This is a genomic window from Variovorax sp. J2L1-78, assembly GCF_030317205.1.
GTDB classification, from domain to species: domain Bacteria; phylum Pseudomonadota; class Gammaproteobacteria; order Burkholderiales; family Burkholderiaceae_C; genus Variovorax; species Variovorax arabinosiphilus.
This window is the reverse complement of the sequence record NZ_JASZYB010000003.1, coordinates 242028-263106: the sequence shown is the minus strand read 5'-3', so window position 1 is coordinate 263106 and position 21079 is coordinate 242028. Positions and strand designations below refer to the sequence as shown.

At 68.9% G+C, this 21079-nt stretch carries 19 protein-coding genes; 12 read left to right on the top strand and 7 right to left on the bottom strand.

The window, feature by feature from the left end:
* Positions 1 to 2: 2 nt before the first annotated feature.
* Positions 3 to 455 carry a DUF2214 family protein gene (locus tag QTH86_RS19705; RefSeq protein WP_286647930.1) on the bottom strand — a complete coding sequence of 151 codons (453 nt, stop codon included), beginning with the start codon at positions 453 to 455 and terminating at the stop codon, positions 3 to 5.
* Entirely contained in the window at positions 452 to 1423 is a 972-nt protein-coding gene (locus tag QTH86_RS19700) for a LysR family transcriptional regulator (RefSeq protein WP_286647929.1), read from the bottom strand. Before QTH86_RS19700 ends, QTH86_RS19705 begins: the two co-directional genes overlap by 4 nt.
* Positions 1424 to 1527: 104 nt before the next feature.
* On the opposite strand from QTH86_RS19700, the gene QTH86_RS19695 reads away from it, so the two are divergent.
* Genes QTH86_RS19695 through QTH86_RS19680 form a run of 4 tightly spaced genes read left to right on the top strand, consistent with a single transcriptional unit; the run spans position 1528 to position 6379 of the window.
* The gene (locus tag QTH86_RS19695) at positions 1528 to 2139 is read left to right on the top strand and encodes a TetR/AcrR family transcriptional regulator (protein ID WP_286647928.1); all 612 of its coding nucleotides are present in this window, start codon (positions 1528 to 1530) and stop codon (positions 2137 to 2139) included.
* A 59-nt stretch (positions 2140 to 2198) separates the two neighbouring features.
* Positions 2199 to 3836, top strand: coding sequence for an MFS transporter (locus QTH86_RS19690; RefSeq protein ID WP_286647927.1), 1638 nt, complete (start codon positions 2199 to 2201; stop codon positions 3834 to 3836).
* 12 nt (positions 3837 to 3848) lie between these two features.
* Positions 3849 to 4964 (top strand): HlyD family secretion protein, encoded by a 1116-nt coding sequence (locus QTH86_RS19685; protein ID WP_286647926.1) that lies wholly within the window; start codon positions 3849 to 3851, stop codon positions 4962 to 4964.
* The gene (locus QTH86_RS19680; protein ID WP_286647925.1) at positions 4961 to 6379 is read left to right on the top strand and encodes an efflux transporter outer membrane subunit; all 1419 of its coding nucleotides are present in this window, start codon (positions 4961 to 4963) and stop codon (positions 6377 to 6379) included. The genes QTH86_RS19685 and QTH86_RS19680 overlap by 4 nt, the downstream gene beginning before the upstream one ends.
* Positions 6380 to 6391: 12 nt before the next feature.
* Here QTH86_RS19680 and QTH86_RS19675 read toward each other — a convergent pair whose 3' ends face one another.
* Both QTH86_RS19675 and QTH86_RS19670 read right to left on the bottom strand, forming a co-directional pair.
* Positions 6392 to 7576: a CaiB/BaiF CoA transferase family protein gene (locus QTH86_RS19675; RefSeq protein ID WP_286647924.1), complete on the bottom strand. Its 1185-nt coding sequence runs from the start codon at positions 7574 to 7576 to the stop codon at positions 6392 to 6394.
* A complete protein-coding gene (locus tag QTH86_RS19670; RefSeq protein WP_286647923.1) occupies positions 7569 to 8525 on the bottom strand; it encodes a hydroxymethylglutaryl-CoA lyase in 957 nt (318 codons plus the stop codon). Before QTH86_RS19670 ends, QTH86_RS19675 begins: the two co-directional genes overlap by 8 nt.
* 242 nt (positions 8526 to 8767) lie before the next feature.
* On the opposite strand from QTH86_RS19670, the gene QTH86_RS19665 reads away from it, so the two are divergent.
* A complete protein-coding gene (locus QTH86_RS19665) occupies positions 8768 to 10942 on the top strand; it encodes a malate synthase G (protein ID WP_286647922.1) in 2175 nt (724 codons plus the stop codon).
* A gap of 69 nt (positions 10943 to 11011) precedes the next feature.
* On the opposite strand, the gene QTH86_RS19660 is transcribed toward QTH86_RS19665, so the two are convergent.
* Together QTH86_RS19660 and QTH86_RS19655 are read right to left on the bottom strand one after the other, a co-directional pair.
* On the bottom strand, positions 11012 to 11941 hold the full coding sequence (locus QTH86_RS19660; protein ID WP_286647921.1) for a 2-hydroxyacid dehydrogenase: 930 nt from the start codon (positions 11939 to 11941) through the stop codon (positions 11012 to 11014).
* Positions 11938 to 12378 (bottom strand): VOC family protein, encoded by a 441-nt coding sequence (locus tag QTH86_RS19655; protein WP_286647920.1) that lies wholly within the window; start codon positions 12376 to 12378, stop codon positions 11938 to 11940. The genes QTH86_RS19660 and QTH86_RS19655 overlap by 4 nt, the downstream gene beginning before the upstream one ends.
* 104 nt (positions 12379 to 12482) lie before the next feature.
* Between QTH86_RS19655 and QTH86_RS19650 the strand changes: the two genes are divergently transcribed.
* The 4 genes from QTH86_RS19650 (at position 12483) to QTH86_RS19635 (ending at position 14867) form a co-directional block, all read left to right on the top strand.
* Positions 12483 to 13352 (top strand): LysR family transcriptional regulator, encoded by an 870-nt coding sequence (locus QTH86_RS19650; protein WP_286647919.1) that lies wholly within the window; start codon positions 12483 to 12485, stop codon positions 13350 to 13352.
* 257 nt (positions 13353 to 13609) lie between these two features.
* Positions 13610 to 13885: a proteophosphoglycan ppg4 gene (locus QTH86_RS19645; RefSeq protein WP_286647918.1), complete on the top strand. Its 276-nt coding sequence runs from the start codon at positions 13610 to 13612 to the stop codon at positions 13883 to 13885.
* A 104-nt stretch (positions 13886 to 13989) separates the two neighbouring features.
* Positions 13990 to 14613, top strand: a complete 624-nt coding sequence (locus tag QTH86_RS19640; RefSeq protein WP_286647917.1) for a L,D-transpeptidase — start codon at positions 13990 to 13992, stop codon at positions 14611 to 14613.
* Between the two features lie 32 nt (positions 14614 to 14645).
* Positions 14646 to 14867 carry a cysteine-rich CWC family protein gene (locus QTH86_RS19635; RefSeq protein ID WP_286647916.1) on the top strand — a complete coding sequence of 74 codons (222 nt, stop codon included), beginning with the start codon at positions 14646 to 14648 and terminating at the stop codon, positions 14865 to 14867.
* Positions 14868 to 14885: 18 nt separating this feature from the next.
* On the opposite strand, the gene QTH86_RS19630 is transcribed toward QTH86_RS19635, so the two are convergent.
* Positions 14886 to 16343 (bottom strand): zinc-binding metallopeptidase family protein, encoded by a 1458-nt coding sequence (locus QTH86_RS19630; RefSeq protein WP_286647915.1) that lies wholly within the window; start codon positions 16341 to 16343, stop codon positions 14886 to 14888.
* A 162-nt stretch (positions 16344 to 16505) separates the two neighbouring features.
* Here QTH86_RS19630 and QTH86_RS19625 point away from each other — a divergent pair, with 162 nt between their 5' ends.
* The 3 genes from QTH86_RS19625 (at position 16506) to QTH86_RS19615 (ending at position 21053) form a co-directional block, all read left to right on the top strand.
* Complete coding sequence (locus QTH86_RS19625; protein WP_286647914.1) at positions 16506 to 17963, top strand: MFS transporter; 1458 nt, start codon at positions 16506 to 16508, stop codon at positions 17961 to 17963.
* Positions 17964 to 17965: 2 nt separating this feature from the next.
* Positions 17966 to 18730, top strand: coding sequence for a class II glutamine amidotransferase (locus tag QTH86_RS19620; protein WP_286647913.1), 765 nt, complete (start codon positions 17966 to 17968; stop codon positions 18728 to 18730).
* Positions 18731 to 18848: 118 nt separating this feature from the next.
* Entirely contained in the window at positions 18849 to 21053 is a 2205-nt protein-coding gene (locus tag QTH86_RS19615; protein ID WP_286647912.1) for a TonB-dependent receptor, read from the top strand.
* The last annotated feature ends 26 nt before the right edge of the window (positions 21054 to 21079 follow it).

Sequence of the window (21079 nt, the reverse complement as noted above, 5' to 3'; positions counted from 1 at the left end):
TCCTATTTGCCGAAGCCGCGCGCGAGGAAGACGGCGACCAAGGGGATCAGCGCGATCAGGTGCGCCTGCACCATCACCAGCTTGCGGGTCTTCTGGATGTCGGCCTCCGCCGGCAGGGCGCCGGTGGCGCGCAGCGCCTTGCGCCAGCGGACGTAGGTCAGGGTCGGGAAAATCGAGATCACACCCACCACGATGAAGAGCGTGAGCTTCACGTGCAGCAGCGGGTTGGTCCAGTACCAGGACGTGCCCTTCACGCCCCAGACGGTGCGCGCCACGCCGGTGGCCAGCACCATGATCGCCGCAATGCCGTAGACCAGATCGACCTTGGCGAGCCGCTCCACCACCGCGGCGTTGAGCCACTGCACCCGGCACAGGGCGGCTTCGCTGGAGATGAAGACGACCATCGTGAGGATGGCCAGCAGGTGCAGGTAGGCGAGGATGGCTTCGAAGGTCATCGTTTCTTTTCCGTGGGGTTTGGGGTGTCCGTGCGGACGGCCGCCATTGTGCCGCTCCAGAATTCGGGACGCCCGTATTCGGCCTTGAGGAAATCCAGCCAGAGGCGCACGCGCAGGGCCAGATGCTTGGCGTTGGGAAACACCGCGTAGATGCCGTTCGGCGGTGCCGCGAACTCGTCGAGCACCGGCACCAGCAGGCCGGCCTCGACCTCGGCCTCGATCTCCCAGCCGCTGCGCCAGGCGATGCCATGACCGGCCAGGCACCAGTCGTGCAGCACCTGGCCGTCGGAGCAGTCGAGCGGACCGCTGGGTTTCAAATGGATGGTCTCCGGCTCGCCGCTGGCCGACGGCACGCGGAACGCCCAGCCGCGCGTCTGCGACGCATCGCTCGACAATGTGAGGCAGGCGAAGCGCGCCAGGTCGGACGGATGGCGCGGCGTGCCGTGACGACGCAGGAAGGCCGGCGTCGCCACGCAGCGGCGGCGGTTGTCGGCCAGGCGCAGGCTCACCAGCGACGAGTCGGGCAGGTCGCCGACACGCACCGCGCAGTCGAAGCTCTCGCCAGCCACGTCGACCACGCGGTCGCTCAGGTTCAGCGAGATCGTCACTTCGGGGTGCAGCGCATGGAAGCGCGGCACCAGCGGCGCGACATGGCGGCGCCCGAAGCCGGCCGGCGCCGTCACCCGCAGGTGGCCGCTGGCCTTGACGCCACCGGCACTCACGCTGGCCTCGGCATTGGCGAATTCGACCAGCAGGCGCTGGCAGTCCTCAAGGAAAGCGCTGCCTTCGTGGGTGAGCGTGAGGCGGCGCGTGGTGCGCAACAGCAGCTTCACGCCCAGCCGCTCCTCCAGCGCATCGATGCGCCGGCCCATGATCGCCGGCGCCACGCCCTCGGCCTTGGCGGCCGCGGTCAGGCTGCCCCGGGTGGCGACCGAGACGAAGGATTCGAGTTGCGTGAGGCGGTCCATGGACGCCGGATTATCCGGAGCACCCGCATGGCCTTGTCGGGCATCAGCGGGAAAACCCTAATTTCGATACAATCCAGTTTCGATACTGATTAGTTCCGAAATACATGACCGCCGACACCGCCCTTCCGACCCCCGGCCGCCCCCGCGACGCCGCGCTCGACGCGAGCATCCTGCGCGCCGCGATGGAGATCCTGGGCGAATCGGGCATCCAGGCCGTGACCATGGACGCCGTGGCGCATCGCGCCGGCGCGGGCAAGGCCTCGCTCTACCGCCGCTGGAAGTCGAAGGACGAACTGCTGGCCGACGCCCTCACCCTCCACTCCCCGATCGATGTCGAGGTCGATACCGGCACGCTGCGCGGCGACCTGGTGAAGATCTACGAGCACTACTACGGCATCGGCAACCACGTGATGCAGGCGGCCGTGCAGGAGATGCTGGGCAACGTGCGCCAGCACATGGCCTGGACCGAGAAGGTGACGCCCGAGCGGCTCACCGCACGCCGGGCCAAGGTGCGTGCGCTGGTGGAGCGCGCGGTCGCGCGCGGCGAGATCGACGCCCCGGCCGACATGGATCTGCTGCTCGACCTGGTCCCGGCCATGATCCTCTACCGCTACAACACGCGCAGCCAGAAAGTCACGCGGGCGTCGATCGCCCGGGTCGTCGACGAGCTCGTGATGCCGCTGGCACGCCAGCCCGGCGAGGCACGCCCGACATGAGCGACGCGCCGGGCCGCCCCAAGCAAGCTCGCTCCGCAGCCGGAAGCGAAGGTAATCCAGTGAGCGACGAACGCGAACCCGTCGCGGCCCCCGCGCCCGCCCCGGCCGCGCCGTACGACCTGCGCGAAGGCCTGGCCTTCGCCGCCGTGTCGGTGCTGCTGGGCATCACGCAGGGCCTGGGGGTGAACCTGGTCAACTCCAATCTCACCGGCGTCCAGGGCGCGCTCGGCGCCACGCCCACGGAAGCCAGCTGGCTCACCACCGCCTACTACGCCACCAACATCTCGGCCTCGCTGCTGCTGACCAAGGTGCGCTACCAGTACGGGCTGCGCAAGTTCGCCGACATCGTCATCCCCCTCTACCTGCTGCTGGCGGTGGCGCACCTGTTCACGCAGCACCTGGGCTCGGCGCTCCTCGTGCGTGCAGCGCTCGGCCTGGCCGCCGCGCCGCTCAGCAGCCTGACCGTGCTCTACATGGTGCAGGCCTTTCCGGCCGGGCCCAAGATCTTCATCGGGGCGGTGCTGGGCTTCGCGGCCTTGCAGCTCGGGGCGCCGCTGTCACGCGTGATTTCCGAAGACCTGCTGCAGATCGGCCAATGGCAAGGGCTCAACGTGGTGGACGCGGCGCTCGCCATCCTCTGCGTGGCCGCCATCAACGTGGTGCGCATCAAGCCCATGCCGACGCAGCAGATGTTCGCCAAGGGCGACGCCCTCGTCTTCACGCTGTATGCGACCTCGCTCGCGCTGCTGTGCGTGGTGCTGACGCAAGGCCGCCTGCACTGGTGGACCGACACCCCCTGGCTCGGCCTGTGCCTGGCCGGGTCGGCGCTGTGCTTCGGCCTCTACGTGGCCATCGAGCTGCCGCGCGAGAAGCAGCTGCTCGACCTGCGCTGGCTGGTGAGCCCCTTCATGCTGCGCTTCATGGGCGCGACGCTGCTGTTCCGCATCATCCTGTCGGAGCAGACCACCGGCGCAGTGGGCCTCATGAACACCCTGGGCTTCACCAACGACCAGATGCATCCCTTGTTCCTCTGGGTCACGGCCGGCACGGTGGGCGGCTTCCTGCTGGCCTTGCTGGCGCTGCCGTCCAAACGCTTCGGCGTGCTCGGCGACATCGCGCTGGTGCTGATCATCATCGCCGCGTGGATGGACAGCCAGTCGACCGTGTTGACGCGCCCCCACGACCTGTACCTGTCGCAGACGCTGCTGGCCACGGCCAGCGCGATGTTCCTCGCGTCGGCCCTGCTGCAGGGCTTCGGCGAGGTGATCGCGGGAGGCATGAAGAACATCGTGAGCTTCATCGCCGTCTTCAGCGGCGGCCAGGCACTGGCGGGCCTGATCGGCCAGGCCTGGCTGGCCACGCTGCTGCAGGACCGCCAGCGCCTGCACTACGAGCGCCTGCTCGAGCACATGCAGCTGTCCGACCCGCAGGTGGTGCAGCGCCTGGCGCAGCTCGGCGGCGCCTACGCGTCGACGCTCAACGACACGGCCGCACGCAGCACCCAGGCCCTGGGCCTGCTCGCCCAGCAGGTGACGCAGCAGTCCTATGTGCTGGCCTACAACGACCTGTTCCGCGCCGTGGCGCTCGTATCGACCCTCGGTTTTCTCGTCTTCGCGGGGGCCAAGACGCACCGCTGGCACCGCGCACGCCGCGCCGTTCCTGCCCATGCGTCGACCGCACCTGCCGCTTCTTCCTGATCGCTTCTCATCATGTCTCTCCTGACCCCAACCCTTCGTTCGCGCGGCAGCTGGATCGTGCTGATCGCCACCCTCGCCTGCGTCGCGCTGGTGCTCTACGCCTGGCGCCTGCCGCCCTTCCACACCGGTACCGAAACCACCGAGAACGCCTACGTGCGCGGCCTGGTGACCATCGTCGCGCCCAAGGTCGACGGTTACGTCGCCGAGGTCAACGTGCAGGACTACATGACGGTCAAGGCCGGCCAGGTGATCGTGAAGCTCGACGACCGCATCTACCGCCAGAAGCTCGAGCAGGCACGCAGCGCGCTCGCGGCGCAGGAGGCCAACCTGGCGAACACCGCGCAGGCCCAGCGCGCGCGCGAAGCGGCCATCGGCAGCACGCAGGCGCAAATCGCCAGCGCACAGGCGCAGCTGCTCAATGCCCGCGCCCAGCTCACGCGCGCCCAGGCCGACATGCGCCGGGCCGTGCCGCTGGCGCAGGACGGCTCGCTGTCGCAACGCGAGCGCGACCAGACCGAGGCCGCGCTGCACCAGGCCGAGGCCGCGGTGAAACAGGCCGAAGCCGCGGCGATGCAGAGCCAGGCCGGCAAGTCGGTCGCGACGCAGGACCTGCGCACCGTGATCGTCAACCGCGACGCGGTCGAGGCGGCGGTCGAATCCGCGCGCGCTGCCGTGAAGCTCGCCGAGATCGACCTCGACAACACCGAGATCCGCGCGCCGCGCGACGGCCATGTGGGCGAAGTCGGCGTCAAGCTCGGCCAGTACGTGACACCCGGCACGCAGCTGATGGCGGTGGTGCCTTCGCAGGTGTGGGTCGTGGCGAACTTCAAGGAAGCGCAGACCGCGCACATGGTGCCCGGGCAGCTGGCGTACTTCGATGTCGATGCCCTGTCGGGCGCGCGCCTGACCGGGCACGTGGAGCGCCTGTCGCCGGCCACCGGCTCCGAGTTCAGCGTGATCAAGCAGGACAACGCGACCGGCAACTTCACCAAGATCCCGCAGCGCCTGTCGGTGCGCATCGCCATCGACGCCGACCAGGCGATGGCACAGCGCCTGCGGCCGGGCATGTCGGTGGTCGTGAGCGTCGACACGAAGTCGGCGAAGCACGATCCGGGGAGCCGCTCATGAAGCGCCTCACGCTCGGCACCGCGGCACTGGGTGCGGCGCTGCTCCTCCAGGCGTGCGGCAGCCTGCCAGCCACGCCGGCGCCGCTGGCGGCCGAGGTGCCCGCGCGCTGGCAGGACGCCACGACACCGCCGACCACCGGCAGCCAGGTTCAACCCGGTTGGTGGCACGACCTCGGCGACCCCGTGCTCGACGGCCTGGTCGACCGGGCCCTGGCCCGCAACACCGACCTGCGCGTCGCCGCCGCACGCGTGGCGGAAGCCCGCGCGCTGAGCGACGTGCAGCATGCCGCCGCCTTGCCGACGCTCGACCTCGGCGTGGGCGCCAACCGCAGCCGCAGCATCAGCGCCGCCACCGGCAAGCCCTACCTGTCGACCGTGCTGCAGCCGCAGTTCCAGGCCGCCTACGAGGTCGACCTGTGGGGTCGCGTCGACGCGCTGGGCCAAGCCGCCGACGCACAACTGCAGGCCAGTGCGTCCGCGCGCGACAGCGCTGCGCTGAGCGTGGCGGCCACGGTGGTGGCGGGCTATGTCAACCTGCGCGCGCTCGACGCGCGGATCGAGGTGGCGCGCCGGACGCTCGACGCGCGCGCCTCGGCGCTGCAGCTCGCGCGCTCGCGCCAGGAGCGCGGCTACACCTCCATGCTCGAGACGCAGCAGAGCGAAGCCGAGTACCGCGCCACCGCCGCCGTCGTCCCGCAACTCGATCTGGCCATCCGGCGCCAGGAACATGCGCTGCGCCTGCTCACCGGCGACGCGCCCGGCCCGGTGGCGCGCGGCAAGGCGCTGACCGACCTGCCGCTCGCGGCCTTGCCCGCCGTCGGCGTGCCGTCCGAACTGCTGCGCCGCCGCCCCGACATCGCCAGCGCCGAATCGCAGCTGGCCGCCACCGACGCGCAGCTCGCCGCGGCGCGCGCACAGCTGCTGCCGTCGATCCACCTGTCGGCCACCCTCGGCAGCATCAGCTCGAGCGCGCTCACCGGCGACCCCTTCAAGCTGTGGAGCCTCGGCGGCAGCGTGCTCGCCCCGCTGTTCGAAGGCGGCCGGCTGCGCGCCGGCGTGCGCGCGGCCGACGCGCGGCGCGACCAGGCCCTGGCCACCTACGAAAAGGCCGTGCTCACCGCCTTCGGCGAGGTGGAAGACCAGCTCGCCGCCATCGACGAACTGGCGCGGCAGGCGGTCGAGGTCGAGGCCCAGCGCGCGGCCCTGCAGGAGACGCTGCGCGTGGCCAGCAACCGCTACCGCGAGGGCTATGCCTCGCACCTCGATGAACTCGACGCGCAGCGCAACCTGTTCAGCGCGGAGCAGACGGCGCTGCAGTTGCGTGCGGACCAGCTGGCGGCACGGATCGCGCTCGACCGGGCGCTGGGCGGCGGGTGGGACGCGGAGCGCGCGCAGACGATGTCTCGCGCGCCCTGAACGGCCACGCGCTCAGGCGGCCGACCGGCTCGCCTTCAACGCCGTGATGGCCGCATCGTCGTAGCCCACCTCGCGCAACAGCGCCTCGGTGTGCTCGCCCAGCAGCGGCGGCTGCAGCCGGATGCCGGGGCGCTGGCCGCCCAGCGTGAAGGGCATCAGCGGCACCTTCGATTCACTGCCGTCGTTCATGCGCACCGGCGCCAGGCCGCCCGTCGCGTTCAGGTGCGGATCATCGAACAGGTCCTGCGGCCGGGTGATGGGCGCGAAGGGCAGCTCGTTCTTCTCGAACACCGCGCTCAGTTCGGCGGCGCTGGTGTCGGCCAGGTGCGAGCGCAGGATCGGCATCATCCAGTCGCGGGCGCGCACCCGGTCGTTGTTGGTGGCCAGGCGCGGGTCGGCGTGCATTTCCTGCAGGCCGAAGGCCTGGCAGAAGATGGCCCACTGCTTGTCGCTCACCACGGCCAGGAAGATCTGCTCGCCGTCCTTGACCGTGAACACGTCGTAGATGCCCCAGGCCGAGATGCGGCTGGGCATCGGGTCGGCGGCCTTGCCCGTCGCGGCGAACTGCATCATGTGCTGCGCGACCAGGAAGATGTTGTTCTCGAACAGCGCCGACTGCACCTCGCAGCCTTCGCCCGTGGCGTCGCGCTGGCGCAGCGCGGCCATCGCGCCGATGGCGCCGAACATGCCGCCCATGATGTCGTTCACGCTGGTCCCGGCCCGCAGCGGGTCGCCGGCACGGCCGGTCATGTAGGCCAGGCCGCCCATCATCTGCACCACCTCGTCGAGCGCGGTGCGGTGGTCGTACGGGCCGGGCAGGAAGCCCTTGTGGCTGACGTAGATCAGGCGTGGGTTGAGCTTCTTGAGCGTGTCGTAGTCCAGGCCCAGCTTCTTCATCGTGCCGGGCTTGAAGTTCTCGCTCACGATGTCGGCGCTGGCGACGAGCTTGAGCGCGGCCTCCAGGCCTTCGGGCTTCTTCAGGTCGAGCGCGATGCTCTTCTTGTTGCGGTTGAAGGTGGGGAAGAAACCCGCGCCCGAGCCGAGCAGGCGGCGCGTGTCGTCGCCGGCGATCGGCTCGACCTTGATGACCTCGGCGCCCAGGTCGCCCAGCAGCATGCCGCAGGTCGGGCCCATGACCATGTGCGTGAATTCGACGACGCGGATGCCTGCGTAGGGCAGCGGGGTGGGCTCAGACATGCTTCATTTCCTTGGCGAATCCCTTGGCGAATCCCTTGGTGAACCCCTTGGGCAGGCCGGCCTCCGGCGTCATGCCGTACACCGGCTCGCCCGGCAGCCCGGCCATCAGCGGCGCACGCGCCGCGATCAGCCGTTCGATGTCGATGCCGGTGCGCACGCCCATGGCCTCGAACATGAAGACCAGGTCTTCGGTGACCACGTTGCCCGACGCACCGGGCGCATAGGGGCAGCCACCCAGACCGCCGAGCGAGGCGTCGAAGGTGCGCACGCCCTCCTCGTACGCCGCCAGGCAATTGGCCAGGCCGAGACCGCGCGTGTTGTGCATGTGGGCGGCGCCGGCGTGCTCGCCGATCTCCGCGCGCAGGCGGCGGAACAGGCGGCGCACCTGCGCCGGGTTGGCGTAGCCCACGGTGTCGGACAGGCCGGCCTCGTCGGCGCCGGCCTCGATGCACTGCGCGGCCAGGCGGATGACCTCGTCTTCCGGCACCTCGCCCTGCAGCGTGCAGCCGAAAGCGGTCGACAGGCCGGCCTCGAAGCCGACGTGCGGCGCGACGTCGCGGCGCAACGCGGCGATGGCGCGCACTTCCTCGACCATCTGCTCGCGCGTCTTGCGAACGTTGGCGAGCGAATGCGCTTCGCTGGCCGACACCGGCACGGTGAGCTTGTGCACCCCGGCCGCCAGGGCCGCCTCGGCGCCGCGCAGGTTCGGCACCAGCGCCATCACGGTCAGGCCGGGCAAGGTGATGGCGTGGCGCACGACCTCGGCCGCGTCGGCCATCTGCGGCAGCCGCCGCGCAGGCACGAAGGACGCGACCTCGATCTCGCGCACGCCCGCGGCGTGGAGCGCGTCGATCCAGCGCAGCTTGTCGGCGGTCGGCATGGTGGCCTGGACCGATTGCAGGCCGTCGCGCGGACCGACTTCGCTGATCAGCACATCAGGCTGGGGCATGGCAGGGATATCCGTGACAAATTCGAGGGAAGCCTCGATTGTCGCCACCCGCCGGGCTGCTTCGAACGCCGATTACCCGCATTCAGGTCATCAATCAATGGATTTACGGCGGATTAATCTTCTTCCAGGGATGCAATAAAGTAGACGTCCAACGCACCGTTGTGCACGCGCCCCGTGCGCCCCCACACTGCGAACCGACCCGTTTCCTCCGTCTCCCCCACCCGTCCACTGTCGAGGTTTCCATGACCGATCGCACCACCGTCCACGGCCTCCAGGTCGCCAACGAACTCCACCGCTTCATCGAAGACAAGGTGTTGCCCGCCACCGGCGTCGACAGCGCGACCTTCTGGAAGGGCTTCGACGCCATCGTCGACGACCTGGCGCCGAAGAACATCGCGCTGCTGGCCGAGCGCGATCGCCTGCAGAGCGAGATGGACGCCTGGCACAAGGCGCACCCCGGCCCGATCACCGACATGCCGGCCTACCGCGCCTTCCTCGAGAAGATCGGCTACCTGCTGCCGCAGCCCAAGGACGTACAGACGACGACGTCGAACGTCGACGCCGAACTCGCACAGCAGGCCGGCCCGCAGCTGGTGGTGCCGATCCTGAATGCACGCTACGCCCTCAACGCCGCCAACGCGCGCTGGGGCTCGCTGTACGACGCGCTCTACGGCACCGACGCGATCCCCGAGGCCGACGGCGCCGAGAAGGGCAAGGGCTACAACCCGGTGCGCGGTGCCAAGGTCATCGCCTTCGCGCGCAACGTGCTCGACCAGGCCGCGCCGCTGGCCAACGGTTCGCACAAGGACGCGACCGGCTACCGCGTGAAGGACGGCCAGCTCGTCGTCACGCTGCACAGCAGCGACACCTCGCTCAAGGACCCGGCCGCCTTCGTCGGCTACCAGGGCGATGCGGCATCGCCGTCGTCGGTGCTGCTCAAGCACCACGGCATCCACCTCGACCTCCAGATCGACCGCAGCACGGCCATCGGCAAGACCGACCCGGCGGGCGTGAGCGATCTGGTGATGGAAGCCGCGCTCTCGACCATTCTCGACCTCGAGGACTCGGTCGCGGTGGTCGATGCGGCCGACAAGGTCACGGCCTACTCGAACTGGCTGGGCATCGTGCAGGGCACACTGACCGAGGAAGTCGCCAAGGGCGGCAAGACCTTCACCCGCGGCCTGAACCCCGACCGCGAATACACCGGCGCCGATGGCCAGCCGCTCAAGCTGCACGGCCGCTCGCTCATGTTCCTGCGCAACGTCGGCCACCTGATGACCAACCCGGCCATCCTGTACGGTGCCGGCAAGGAGATCCCCGAAGGCATCCTCGATGCCGTGGTGACGACCACCATCGCGACCATCGACCTCCAGCGCAAGGGCAACTCGCGCACCGGCAGCATCTACATCGTGAAGCCGAAGATGCACGGCCCGGCCGAAGTGGCCTTCGCGAGCGAGCTGTTCGGCCGCGTCGAGCAACTGCTCGGCCTGCCGGCCAACACGGTGAAGCTCGGCATCATGGACGAGGAGCGCCGCACCAGCGTCAACCTCAAGGCCTGCATCGCCGAAGCCGCCGCGCGCGTGGCCTTCATCAACACCGGCTTCCTCGACCGCACCGGCGACGAGATGCACACCGCCATGCAGGCCGGCGCGATGCTGCGCAAGGGCGACATGAAGACGACGCCATGGATCGCCGCCTACGAGAAGAACAACGTGCTGGTCGGCCTCGCGTGCGGGTTGCGCGGCAAGGCGCAGATCGGCAAGGGCATGTGGGCCATGCCCGACCTGATGGCCGACATGCTCAAGCAGAAGATCGCGCACCCCAAGGCCGGCGCCAACACCGCCTGGGTGCCCTCGCCCACCGCCGCCACGCTGCATGCGCTGCACTACCACCAAGTCAGCGTGGCCGACGTGCAGAAGGAACTGGAGAAGATCGACGCCAACGCCGAGCGCGACGCCATCCTCAACGACCTGCTGCAGGTGCCGGTGGCCCCGAAGCCGGCGTGGACCGCAGAAGAGAAGCAGCAGGAGCTCGACAACAACGTGCAGGGCATCCTGGGCTACGTGGTGCGCTGGATCGACCAGGGCGTGGGCTGCTCGAAGGTGCCCGACATCCACAACGTCGGCCTGATGGAAGACCGCGCCACGCTGCGCATCAGCAGCCAGCACATCGCCAACTGGCTGCTGCACGGCATCGTGACGAAGGAACAGGTCAACGCGACCTTCGAACGCATGGCTGCGGTGGTCGATGGGCAGAACGCCGGCGACGGCCTCTACCAGCCGATGGCCGGGCACTTCAAGACCAGCGCCGCCTACATGGCCGCGCAGGACCTGGTGTTCAAGGGCGTCGAGCAGCCGAGTGGGTACACGGAGCCGCTGCTGCACGCGTGGCGGCTGAAGGTGAAGGGCGAAGCCTGATCGGCCGCGTCGCACCGGCACGAAAAAGGCACCTGCGGGTGCCTTTTTCTTTGCCCGCTGCGCAAGACGTCAGTAGCCGCGCGCGGGGTCCACCAACCCCGCCGGCACCTCGCCGCGTTGCACCGCCTGGATCTTCGAGACCATCTGCGCGATCGATTCCGACACCACAGTCTGCGCCGAGATGTGCGGCGTGATCGTGACCTTCGGGTGCGACCAGAACGGGTGGCCTTCGGGCAGCGGCTCGGTGCGCGTCACGTCGAGCATCGCGCCCGCCAGGTGCCCGCTGTCGAGCAGCGCGAGCAGGTCGTTCTCGACCAAATGCGCGCCGCGCGCCACATTGATCAGGTAGCCGCCCGGTTGCAGCTTCGAGAGCGACGCGCGGCACAGGATGCCCTGCGTGTCAGGCGTGAGCGGCACCATGCACACGAGGAAGCGGCTGGCGGCCAGGAAATCGTCGAACTGTTCGGTGCCGCTGAAGCAGCGCACGCCCTCGATCGCCTTGGGCGAGCGGCTCCAGCCACGCACGGGGAAGTCGAACTGCTGCAATGCGTTCACCACGCGCTGGCCGAGCACGCCCAGGCCCATCACGCCGACCGGGAAGTCGCTGCGCGCCCGGTCCGGGCGCGGCGCCCACTGGCCGGCCGCTGCGGTACGGTCGTAGACGTCGAACTCGCGGAAGTGGCGCAGCACCGCGTGGCACACGTAGTCGGCCATCTGCACCGCCATGCCGCCATCTTCGATGCGCACGATGCGCGCCTTCGGCGGCAGGCGAAGGCGGAGCAGCGCATCGACGCCCGCCCCCATGTTGAAGATCAGTTCGAGCGCCGGGTGCGCGTCCATGAATGCCTGTGTCGGCGTCCAGACGATCGCGTGCCGCGCTTCGGGCGATGCTTCGGGCCACAGGTCGATCTGCGTGCCCGGCAGCGCAGCGCGCAGGCCATCGGCCCAGGCCAAGGCCTGCGCCTGGGCGCAGTAGAGCGCGATGCGGTCGCGGCTCACTTGGCGAACAGGGACTCGAGGCTCGCGAAAGCCTTGATCTCGACCGCGTTGCCCGACGGGTCGCGGAAGAACATGGTGGCCTGCTCGCCCGGCTCGCCCTTGAAGCGGATGTAGGGCTCGATGACGAACTCGGTGCCCGCGGCCTTGAGCTTGGCGGCCAGTGCTTCCCATTGCGGGATCGACAGCACGGCACCGAAGTGACGCACCGGCACGCCGTGGCCGTCGACCTGGCTGAGCGCGGAATTGGCGCACTCGTCGGGCGCCAGGTGGGCCACGATCTGGTGGCCGTAGAAGTTGAAGTCGATCCAGTCTGGCGAGCTGCGGCCTTCGGGGCAGCCGAGCAGTTCGCCGTAGAAGGCGCGCGCAGCCGCCAGGTCGTGCACCGGGAAGGCGAGGTGGAAGGGCGGGATCGTGGTGGCGACGGCAGCGGTGGTCATGGGGTGCGTTCGTTGGAAAAGAAAACCGGAAGTCTAGGAAAATCCGATGATTCTGAAAAACGATATATTTTTCTTTGACTCATCACTTTCATTGATCTGTACCGATGCTCAAGGAACTGCGCACCTTCATCGCCGTGGCCCGCCACGGCACCTTCTCGCGCGCCGGCGAACGCATCGGGCTCACGCAATCGGCCGTGAGCGCGCAGATCCAGCGGCTCGAGGCCTCGCTGGGCTTCGCGCTGTTCGACCGCGCGGGCCGCACCGCCACGCTCAACGAGGCCGGCCGCGACACCCTCGCGCGCGCCGAGGCCCTGGTGCTGATGGCCGAGCAGCTCCACGCCGGGCCGGGCGCCGCGGACTTCTCGGTGGCGCTGCGCATCGGCGCCATCGCCTCGGTGCAGGCGGGCGGGCTGCCGGCCGCGCTGGTTGAACTGCGGCGCCGCGTGCCGCAGGTGCGGCTGCGCGTGGTGCCGGGCGTGTCGCTGGCGCTGCTGGGCATGGTGGATGCGGGCGAGCTCGACGCCGCCGTGATGATCCGCCCACCCTTCAGCATGCCGCCCGAGCTGGTGTGGGAACCGTTGTGGCAGGAGCCCTTCGTGCTGCTCGCGCCGCCACAGGCCAAGGGTCGAGACTGGCGCCGCATCCTCGCCAGCGAGCCCTTCCTGCGCTACGACCGCGCGTCCTTCGGCGGCCGGCTGGTCGACCGCTTCCTGCGCAGCGAAGCGATCGAGGTGCAGGACGCCGTGGAGATGGACGAGCTCGAAGGCATCGTGCAACTGGTGGGCTTGGGCATGGGCGCCGCCCTGCTGCCGCGCGTGCGCGCCAACTGGCGCGTGCCCGAGGGCGTGCGGGTAGTCACGCTGGGCGACGCGACCTTCCACCGCGAGATCGGCATGGTGACCCGCGCACGCCCGGCGCAGGCCGGCATCGTGGGCGGCCTGCGCGATGCGCTGCGCACGCCGCCCAAGGCGTGAGCCGATGCATTGAGGAGCCCGCGTCTCAGGCGCCGATGCGCAGCGACGCAGCAACACGGACGAATGGCAACGCCAGCCCTGGCCGTCAGCGGCGCAGCCCCATTCGCCACAACCGTGGGCATGCCTCTCCTACACGGCACCGCGCGCCGGGACGACGGGGACATCGCTCGCGCTGCCTAGGCTGAACGCAGCTGTCCACCGCGTCAGCGCCGGGTTCACCGGTTCGACTCCCTCTCATCCACTCCAGGAGATTCATCATGATCAAGCGCACCGCTCCCCTTCTCGCCGCTCTGCTGATGGGCGCCGCCGGCGTCGCTATGGCGCAGGGCAATCCGCCGAACCCCAATGTGTCGAATCCGGCCATCGGGGCCGGCCAGCAGACGCAGCAAGGCACGCCGATGGGCACCACCGGCACGCCAACGGCCACGCCCGGTGCCGCACCGATGAACAGTGGCACGACCACCACGCCCGCCCAAGCGCCCAACGCGCCGGCCGAACCCGCCATGCGCCCCGCGCGCGCAGACCGCAACTGAGGTCGACCGCCAGGTCGAGACCTGCCCAGAGGCCACGGGGCCGGCGATCGCATGCGGTCGCCGGCCCGTCGTCTTTCCCTTCACGACCATCTCGGGACCGCGTCATGCACCCTTCCCTGCTTCGACTCGTCGCCACGTGGCTGCTCTGCGGCGCGACGCTGGTGCCGGCCTATGCGGCAACCGGCGACGCCCAGGCCTCGGCCTTCGTACAACGCGCCGTGGCGACTGGCGACAACCGGCATCAGCCCTTCGCGCTGATCGACAAGAAGAAGGCACGCCTCTTGATCTACGACGCCAACGGTTCGTTGATGGCGTCGTCGCCGGTGCTGCTCGGTCTGGCGCGCGGCGACGTGTCGGTGCCCGGCATCGGTGAACGGCCGATCGCCCAGATCCTGCCGCATGAACGCACGACCCCGGCGGGGCGCTTCGTCTCGGAGCCCGGCCGCAACACCGCCGGCGAGGACATCGTGTGGGTCGACTACGACGCGGCGATCTCCATGCACCGGGTGCGCGCGACCAACAAAGCAGAACGGCGGCTGCAGCGACTGGCCTCGCCGAGCGCTCACGACAACCGCATTTCCTACGGCTGCATCAACGTGCCGGCCGCCTTCTACGACACGCAAGTGAAGCCGGTGCTGGGCACGCGTCGCGGCCTGGTCTACGTGCTGCCCGAATCGAGCCCGATGCCCTCGCATTTCGCCTTTTTGACCGACGACGAGCCGCGTTGAACCCGCGCGGTGGTGCGCGCGACAATGGCCCCATGTCCAACGTTCCGGCCATCGACCCGACCCGCTGCCCACTCTGCGGCGCGGCGAACGCATGCGCGACGGAAATCGAGCGGACGACCGGCGTGGCCCAGGGGCCGTGCTGGTGCATGACGGCGCGCTTCGATGAAGCGCTCCGTGAGCGCGTGCCCGGCGCCGCGCGCGGCCGGGCGTGCATCTGTGCACGCTGCGCCGCGGCGGCCGACCGAACCGTCTGATCGGCCCCCGACGTCGCTTCAGTGCGACTGCACGTTGCCCACGCTGTGGTCGAACATGCCCTGGTTCTGCTGCAGGCCGGTCTGAAAGAAGGGCTGCTGCGCCTGGGTCTGGGTTTGGCTCTGGGTCATGCCGACCGTCTCGATCGGCGGCGCGGGCGCCGCCTCCGGCGCGGGCGGCACGCTCGACGCGGACGCGTCCAACGCCACATCGGTGCTCGTGCCCTCCGCCTGCGTCGCGCCGGTCTGACTGCGCTGCCGCTGCTCGGTGATCACCTGGTGAATGAACTGCAGCTTGCCCACGGCCGCGCGCGGCAGCACGAAGGGGTAGTAATCGGGCTGGCCCATGCTGCGCGACAGTTCGTTCAGCACATTGGTGAGCCGCACCCAGCCATTGAGGAAGTCGAGAAACTTCATCGCGCCGGGGTGCTCGGGCTGCCACAGGTCGGACGGCTCGAACAGGTCGCTGGCCAGCTCGACGTTCTGCGCATCGACCCCGAAGCTCATCGCGGTGTCCGCCGTGTCGGCCATGTGCAGGTAGTGCGCCCAGGTCTCCGCCCAGTCTTCCCACGGATGCGAGCTGGCGTAGCTGGTGACGAAGCGGTTCGCCCAGTCGGCCGGCGGGCCGTTCTCGTAGTGGGTGCGCAGGGCGGTGGCGTAGTCTGCCCGCTCGTCGCCGAACAGGGCACGGTAGTCGTCGATCCAGGGCGTGGGGAAGACCAGCAGGTCCCAGTAGTAGTGGCCGATCTCGTGGCGGAAGTGGCCGACCAGCGTTCGGTAGGGTTCGCGCATCTCGGCGCGGATGCGTTCGCGCACGGCGTCTTCCGCCTCCTCGGCATTGAGCGTGATCACGCCTTCTTCATGCCCGGTGAGCACGTGCGGCCCGCCGGGCATGTTGCCGAGGAAGTCGAAGGCCAGGCCGTGCACCGGGTCGGCATGGCGGGTGACCACGGGCAGCCCGAGGGCGAGCAGTTGCGACAGCAGGCGGCGCTTGGCCTGCTCCAGCTTGCGCCACAGGTTGCCGTTGGTCTCGATCGACAGGTCGGGGATGGTGCGCGTGGCGCTGCACGACAGGCAGAAGCCGGGCGCCAGCCCCTCGGTGGTGAACGAGGCGTCGTCGCCGTCGCGCGGCGCCGGCACCATCCAGTTGCAGCCGGCAGCCGTCAGGAAGTTGTTGCAGCGGCGCCAGGCCTTGCCGCCGATGTCGCCGAAGACGGTGAAGGTCTCGGGCTCGGCGTTGTCGTGGGTGGCCGGCGCCAGCGGCACGACGCCCAGGCGTTCGGTGACGTAGCCGAGCGGCGTGCGGCAGGCCAGGCACTGGCTGTTGCCGAGAAAGACGGGGCGGCCACACTGGCACTGGTAGGCGCGGCTGATCGTCGGGGCGCGCAGGTCCGCCGCCAGGGAGTGACTGTCGCTGGCGGGGGCGTCGGCCGCTTCGGTCGATGCGGCGCTGGCGCCGTCGTGAAGGATGGAGTCCATGGTGTATGTTCTTTTGAGAGGCGGAACAGTGCGAGGAGAAAGCCGCGCAGCTGGCGTGACAGCCCCGGCATTGTCCCCGCCGTGCGTCGGCGCCCCGCAGCGCAAAGACCCGTATCCTTGTAGGACAGGCCAACACGGCCATGCCGCCGCCCGCCCACCTCGATGAACGACACCCCTCTTCCCTCGCTGCGCAGCCGCTACGGCGAGCGCTACCGCTGGCTCCTCCTGCTCTCGGTGATGGTCGGCACGATGGCGTCGATCATGTCCTCGACCATCGTCAACGTCGCGATCCCAGGCATGAGCCACCACTTCGCGCTCGGCCAGGAACGCGCGCAATGGGTGAGTTCGGGCTTCATGGTGGCGATGACGGTGTCGATGCTCACCACGCCCTGGCTGCTGGGGCGCTACGGCTACCGCCGCACCTATGTCGGCACGATGGTGCTGCTGCTGGCCGGCGGCATCGCCGGCGGGCTGGCCAACGACTTCTCGCTGGTGCTGCTGGCACGCGTGGCCGAAGGCCTGGCCGCGGGCGTGGTGCAGCCCATCCCGGCCATCATCATCCTGCGCGCCTTCGAGCCGCACGAGCAGGGACGCGCCAGCGGCATCTTCGGCATGGGCGTGGTGCTGGCGCCGGCCATCGGGCCGAGCATCGGCGGGGTGCTGGTCGACCTGTTCGGCTGGCGCTCCATCTTCTTCATGGTGGTGCCGTTCTGCCTCGCGTCGATCTGGCTGGCCTACAAGTTCGTGCCCACCACGGCGCCGGGCGGCGTCACCGCCACGCGTGCGGGCGGGCTGGACTGGCGCGGCCTGCTCATCGGGTTGGCCGGCACGCTGTGCCTGCTCAATGGCCTGGTCGAGCTGCGTGGCGACGCGCCGGTCGAGGCCGCCCTGCTGCTGGCGGGCGCGGTGCTGTCCTTGGCCGTCTTCGTGGGGTGGCAGAAGCGTCTGGCGGCCGGTGGCGGCGCGCCGCTCATGCACATGGCGCTCTTCGGCTACCGGTCGTTCGCGATGGGCAGCGTGGTGTCGTTCATCTACGGCGCGGCGCTGTTCGGCTCGACCTACCTGCTGCCGGTGTACATGCAGGTCGCGCTGCACCTGTCGGCCTCGCATGTGGGCACCATCATGCTGCCGGCCGGCATCGTGCTGGCCATCTCCATCGCCCTGGTCGGCCGGCTGGCCGACCGCCAGCCGACGTGGCTGCTGGTCAGCATCGGGCTGGCGCTGCTGGCCGTGTCCTTCGCGCTGATGAAGGTGCTGACGCTGGGCAGCACGCTGTGGCTGCTGGTGGCCTTCGCCGTCATCGGGCGCATCGGGCTGGGCTTCATCCTGCCCTCGCTCAACCTCGGTGCGATGCGCCCGCTGGCCAAGCCGCTCATCCCGCAAGGCGCCAGCGCCATCAGCTTCCTGCGCATGCTCGGCGGCGCGGCGGGCGTGAGCCTGTGCGCCATCGCGCTCGAATGGCGTCTGGCCGCACATGGCGATTCGCTCACGCAGGCGGCCAGCAGCCCGGCGCGGCTGGCCGCCTTCAACGAGGTGTTCTTCATGCTGTCGGCGCTGTGCGCCATTGCCATCCTCGCGGCCCTGCAACTGCGCGTGCCCCCACCGCCGAAAGAGTCCTGACCATGTGCCAACTGCTCGGCATGAATTGCAACACGCCCACCGACGTGACCTTCAGCTTCACGGGCTTCGCGCAGCGCGGGGGCCGCACCGACCATCATGCCGACGGCTGGGGCATCGCCTTCTTCGAGGACCGCGGGCTGCGCCACTTCGTCGACCATCTGCCGGCCTGCGACTCGCCGGTGGCCGAGCTGATCCGCCGCTACCCCATCAAGAGCCGCAACGTCATCGCGCACATCCGCAAGGCGACCCAGGGCGCCATCAACCTGCAGAACTGCCACCCCTTCGTGCGCGAGCTGTGGGGCCGCTACTGGGTGTTCGCGCACAACGGCGACCTGAAGGACTTCCGGCCGCGGCTGCACGGCAACTTCCATCCGGTGGGCAGCACCGACAGCGAGCACGCCTTCTGCTGGGTCATGCAGGAACTGGCCAAGTCGCATGCCGATGTACCCAGCGTGGCCGAACTCACGCTGACGCTGCGCGAACTGGCGCCGCAGCTCGCCCGGCACGGCACCTTCAACTTCATGCTGTCGAACGGCCAGGCGCTGTGGGCGCATGCGTCGACGAACCTCTGGTACATCGAACGGCAGCATCCGTTCACGCTGGCGAAGCTGGCCGACGAGGATGTGCAGATGGACTTCTCGCAGCACACGACGCTCGACGACCGCGTCGCGGTGATAGTCACCGCGCCACTGACGACCAACGAGCAATGGATGCCGTTCTCGGCGGGCGAACTCGCCGTTTTCGTGGACGGCCGCCGGGCCGGCTGAATACCGGGTCGCGCGGAAACAACGTCCGCGCTCTTTTTGCGGCGGCCTGCGCGCGCGCCGGAAAGCCGGCAAGATAATAACGGTTCTCATTTGCACTCCAATAAAGAGGGAACCGTTCATGTCTTCCATCCGCTTTCCGCTGCGGCCCGTCACCTTGGCCGCGACGCTTGCGCTGCACGCGCTGTCGACGTCTGCACAAACCACCCCGACCGCCGCTTCCGGCACCCTGTCGACCGTGACGGTGGAAGCCAGCGCCGATGCGTCGGCGGAAGGGTTGACCAAGCCCTATGCAGGCGGACAGGTGGCGCGGGGTGGGCGGGTGGGGATCCTAGGCACACAGGACATCATGAGCACGCCGTTTTCCACGACGAGCTACACGAGCGAACTGATCCAGAACCAGCAGGCCAGGAGCGTGGCCGACGTGCTGCAGAACGACCCGACGGTGCGGGTCGCACGCGGCTTCGGCAACTTCCAGGAGTCGTACTTTATTCGCGGCTTCATCGTGAATTCCGATGACATCGCCTACAACGGCCTGTACGGGTTGTTGCCGCGCCAGTACATCTCGTCGGAACTGTTCGAACGCGTCGAAGTGCTGCGGGGCGCCAGCGCCTTCCTGAACGGCGCAACGCCCAGTGGTGGTGGCATCGGCGGCAACATCAACCTGTTGCCCAAGCGCGCGGGCAACGATCCGCTGACGCAGGTCAGTGCCGGCGTCAGCAGCGGCGAGCAAGGCTATGTGTCGACAGACATCGCGCGCCGCTTCGGTCCGGACCAGAGCACCGGCATCCGTCTGAACGCACTGCATCGTGAAGGCGGCACCGCTGTGGATGACGAGAAGGTCAAGCTAGACCTGTTCTCGCTGGGCCTTGACTGGCGCAGCCGCGACGCACGCATCTCGGTCGACGTCGGCCACCAGGAGCACCGTCTGACGCGGCCGCGGCCGAACGTGACGCTCGGCCCGGCGCTCACCTCGGTACCGTCGGCGCCCGACAACAGCGTCAACTACGCGCAGCCCTGGACCTATTCGAACGAACGCGACACCTTTGGATCGGTGCGCGGGGAATACGACATCAATCCAGATGTGACCATCTGGGGTGCTGCAGGCGCTCGCCGGAGCTTCGAGGGCAACCGGCTCGCCGGCATCACGGTCACCACCGCTGCTGGCGCAGGCAACATGTCCCGCTTCGACAACGAGCGCCAGGATGACACCCGCACCGCCGAACTCGGCATGCGCGCCAAGTTAACGATGGGGTCAGTCAAGCATTCGCTCGTTGCTTCGTACTCGTTCTATGAACTCAAGGAAAAGAACGCCTACGAGTGGGACTTCTTCAACCCCACCGTGAGCAGCATGTACACACCGGTAGGCATCGCACTGCCTGGCTTCACGGCGGGCGCCTTCCGCGGCAACGATCTGAACGACCCAGCACTGCTGACCAAAGTCCGCCTGAGCAGCTTCGCCGTCGGCGATACCCTGTCACTCCTTGACGATCGGGCCTTGCTGACCTTGGGCCTACGCCACCAGACGCTGTCGAGCACAGGCTACGAATACTTTACAGGCGTCCCCTCCGGGTACGAAAAGAGCCGCGTCAGCCCGATGGCCGGCTTCGTCTACAAGTTGCAACCGCAAGTGTCGCTGTACGCGAACTACATCGAAGGGCTGAGCAAAGGCGAGACCGCGCCCACCACCTCGACCAGCGGTCCGGTGTTCAACCCCGGTGCGCAACTCTCGCCATACGTCTCCAAGCAGAAAGAGGTCGGCGTCAAATACGACGGTGGAAGCATTGGTGGTGCCATTGCGTTTTTCTCCACCGACAAGCCGCGTGCTTTCATCAATGACCAGCGCTATTTCGTGGAGGCGGGCAAGGATCGCCACCAGGGCTTCGAACTCACGACTTTCGGTGAAGCAGCCAAGGGCCTGCGAGTGCTGGGCGGTCTGACGCTCCTCGATGCCAAGCAGAAGTCGACCGGAGCCACCATTACCGACGGCAAAAGGGTGATCGGCGTCCCAAAGGTACAAGGCAGCATTGGCGTCGATTGGGATGTGCCGGGCATGCGCGGGCTGTCTTTCGACGCCCGCGTGGTCGCGACCGGTCACAGCTATGCCGACAGCGCCAATACCCTGCGCGTGCCGGGCTGGGCCCGCCTCGACCTCGGTGCGCGCTACGTCACCGAGTGGAGTGGAAAGCTCGTGACGCTCCGCGCCCGCGTGGACAACGTCGCCGACCGCAACTACTGGTCGTCGGTGGGCGGCTACCCCGAGAACGGATACCTCGTACTGGGGAATCCACGCACGTTCAGCGTAAGCGCCTCAGTCGAATTCTGATCACCCTAGCGACGCCTCGGCGTCGT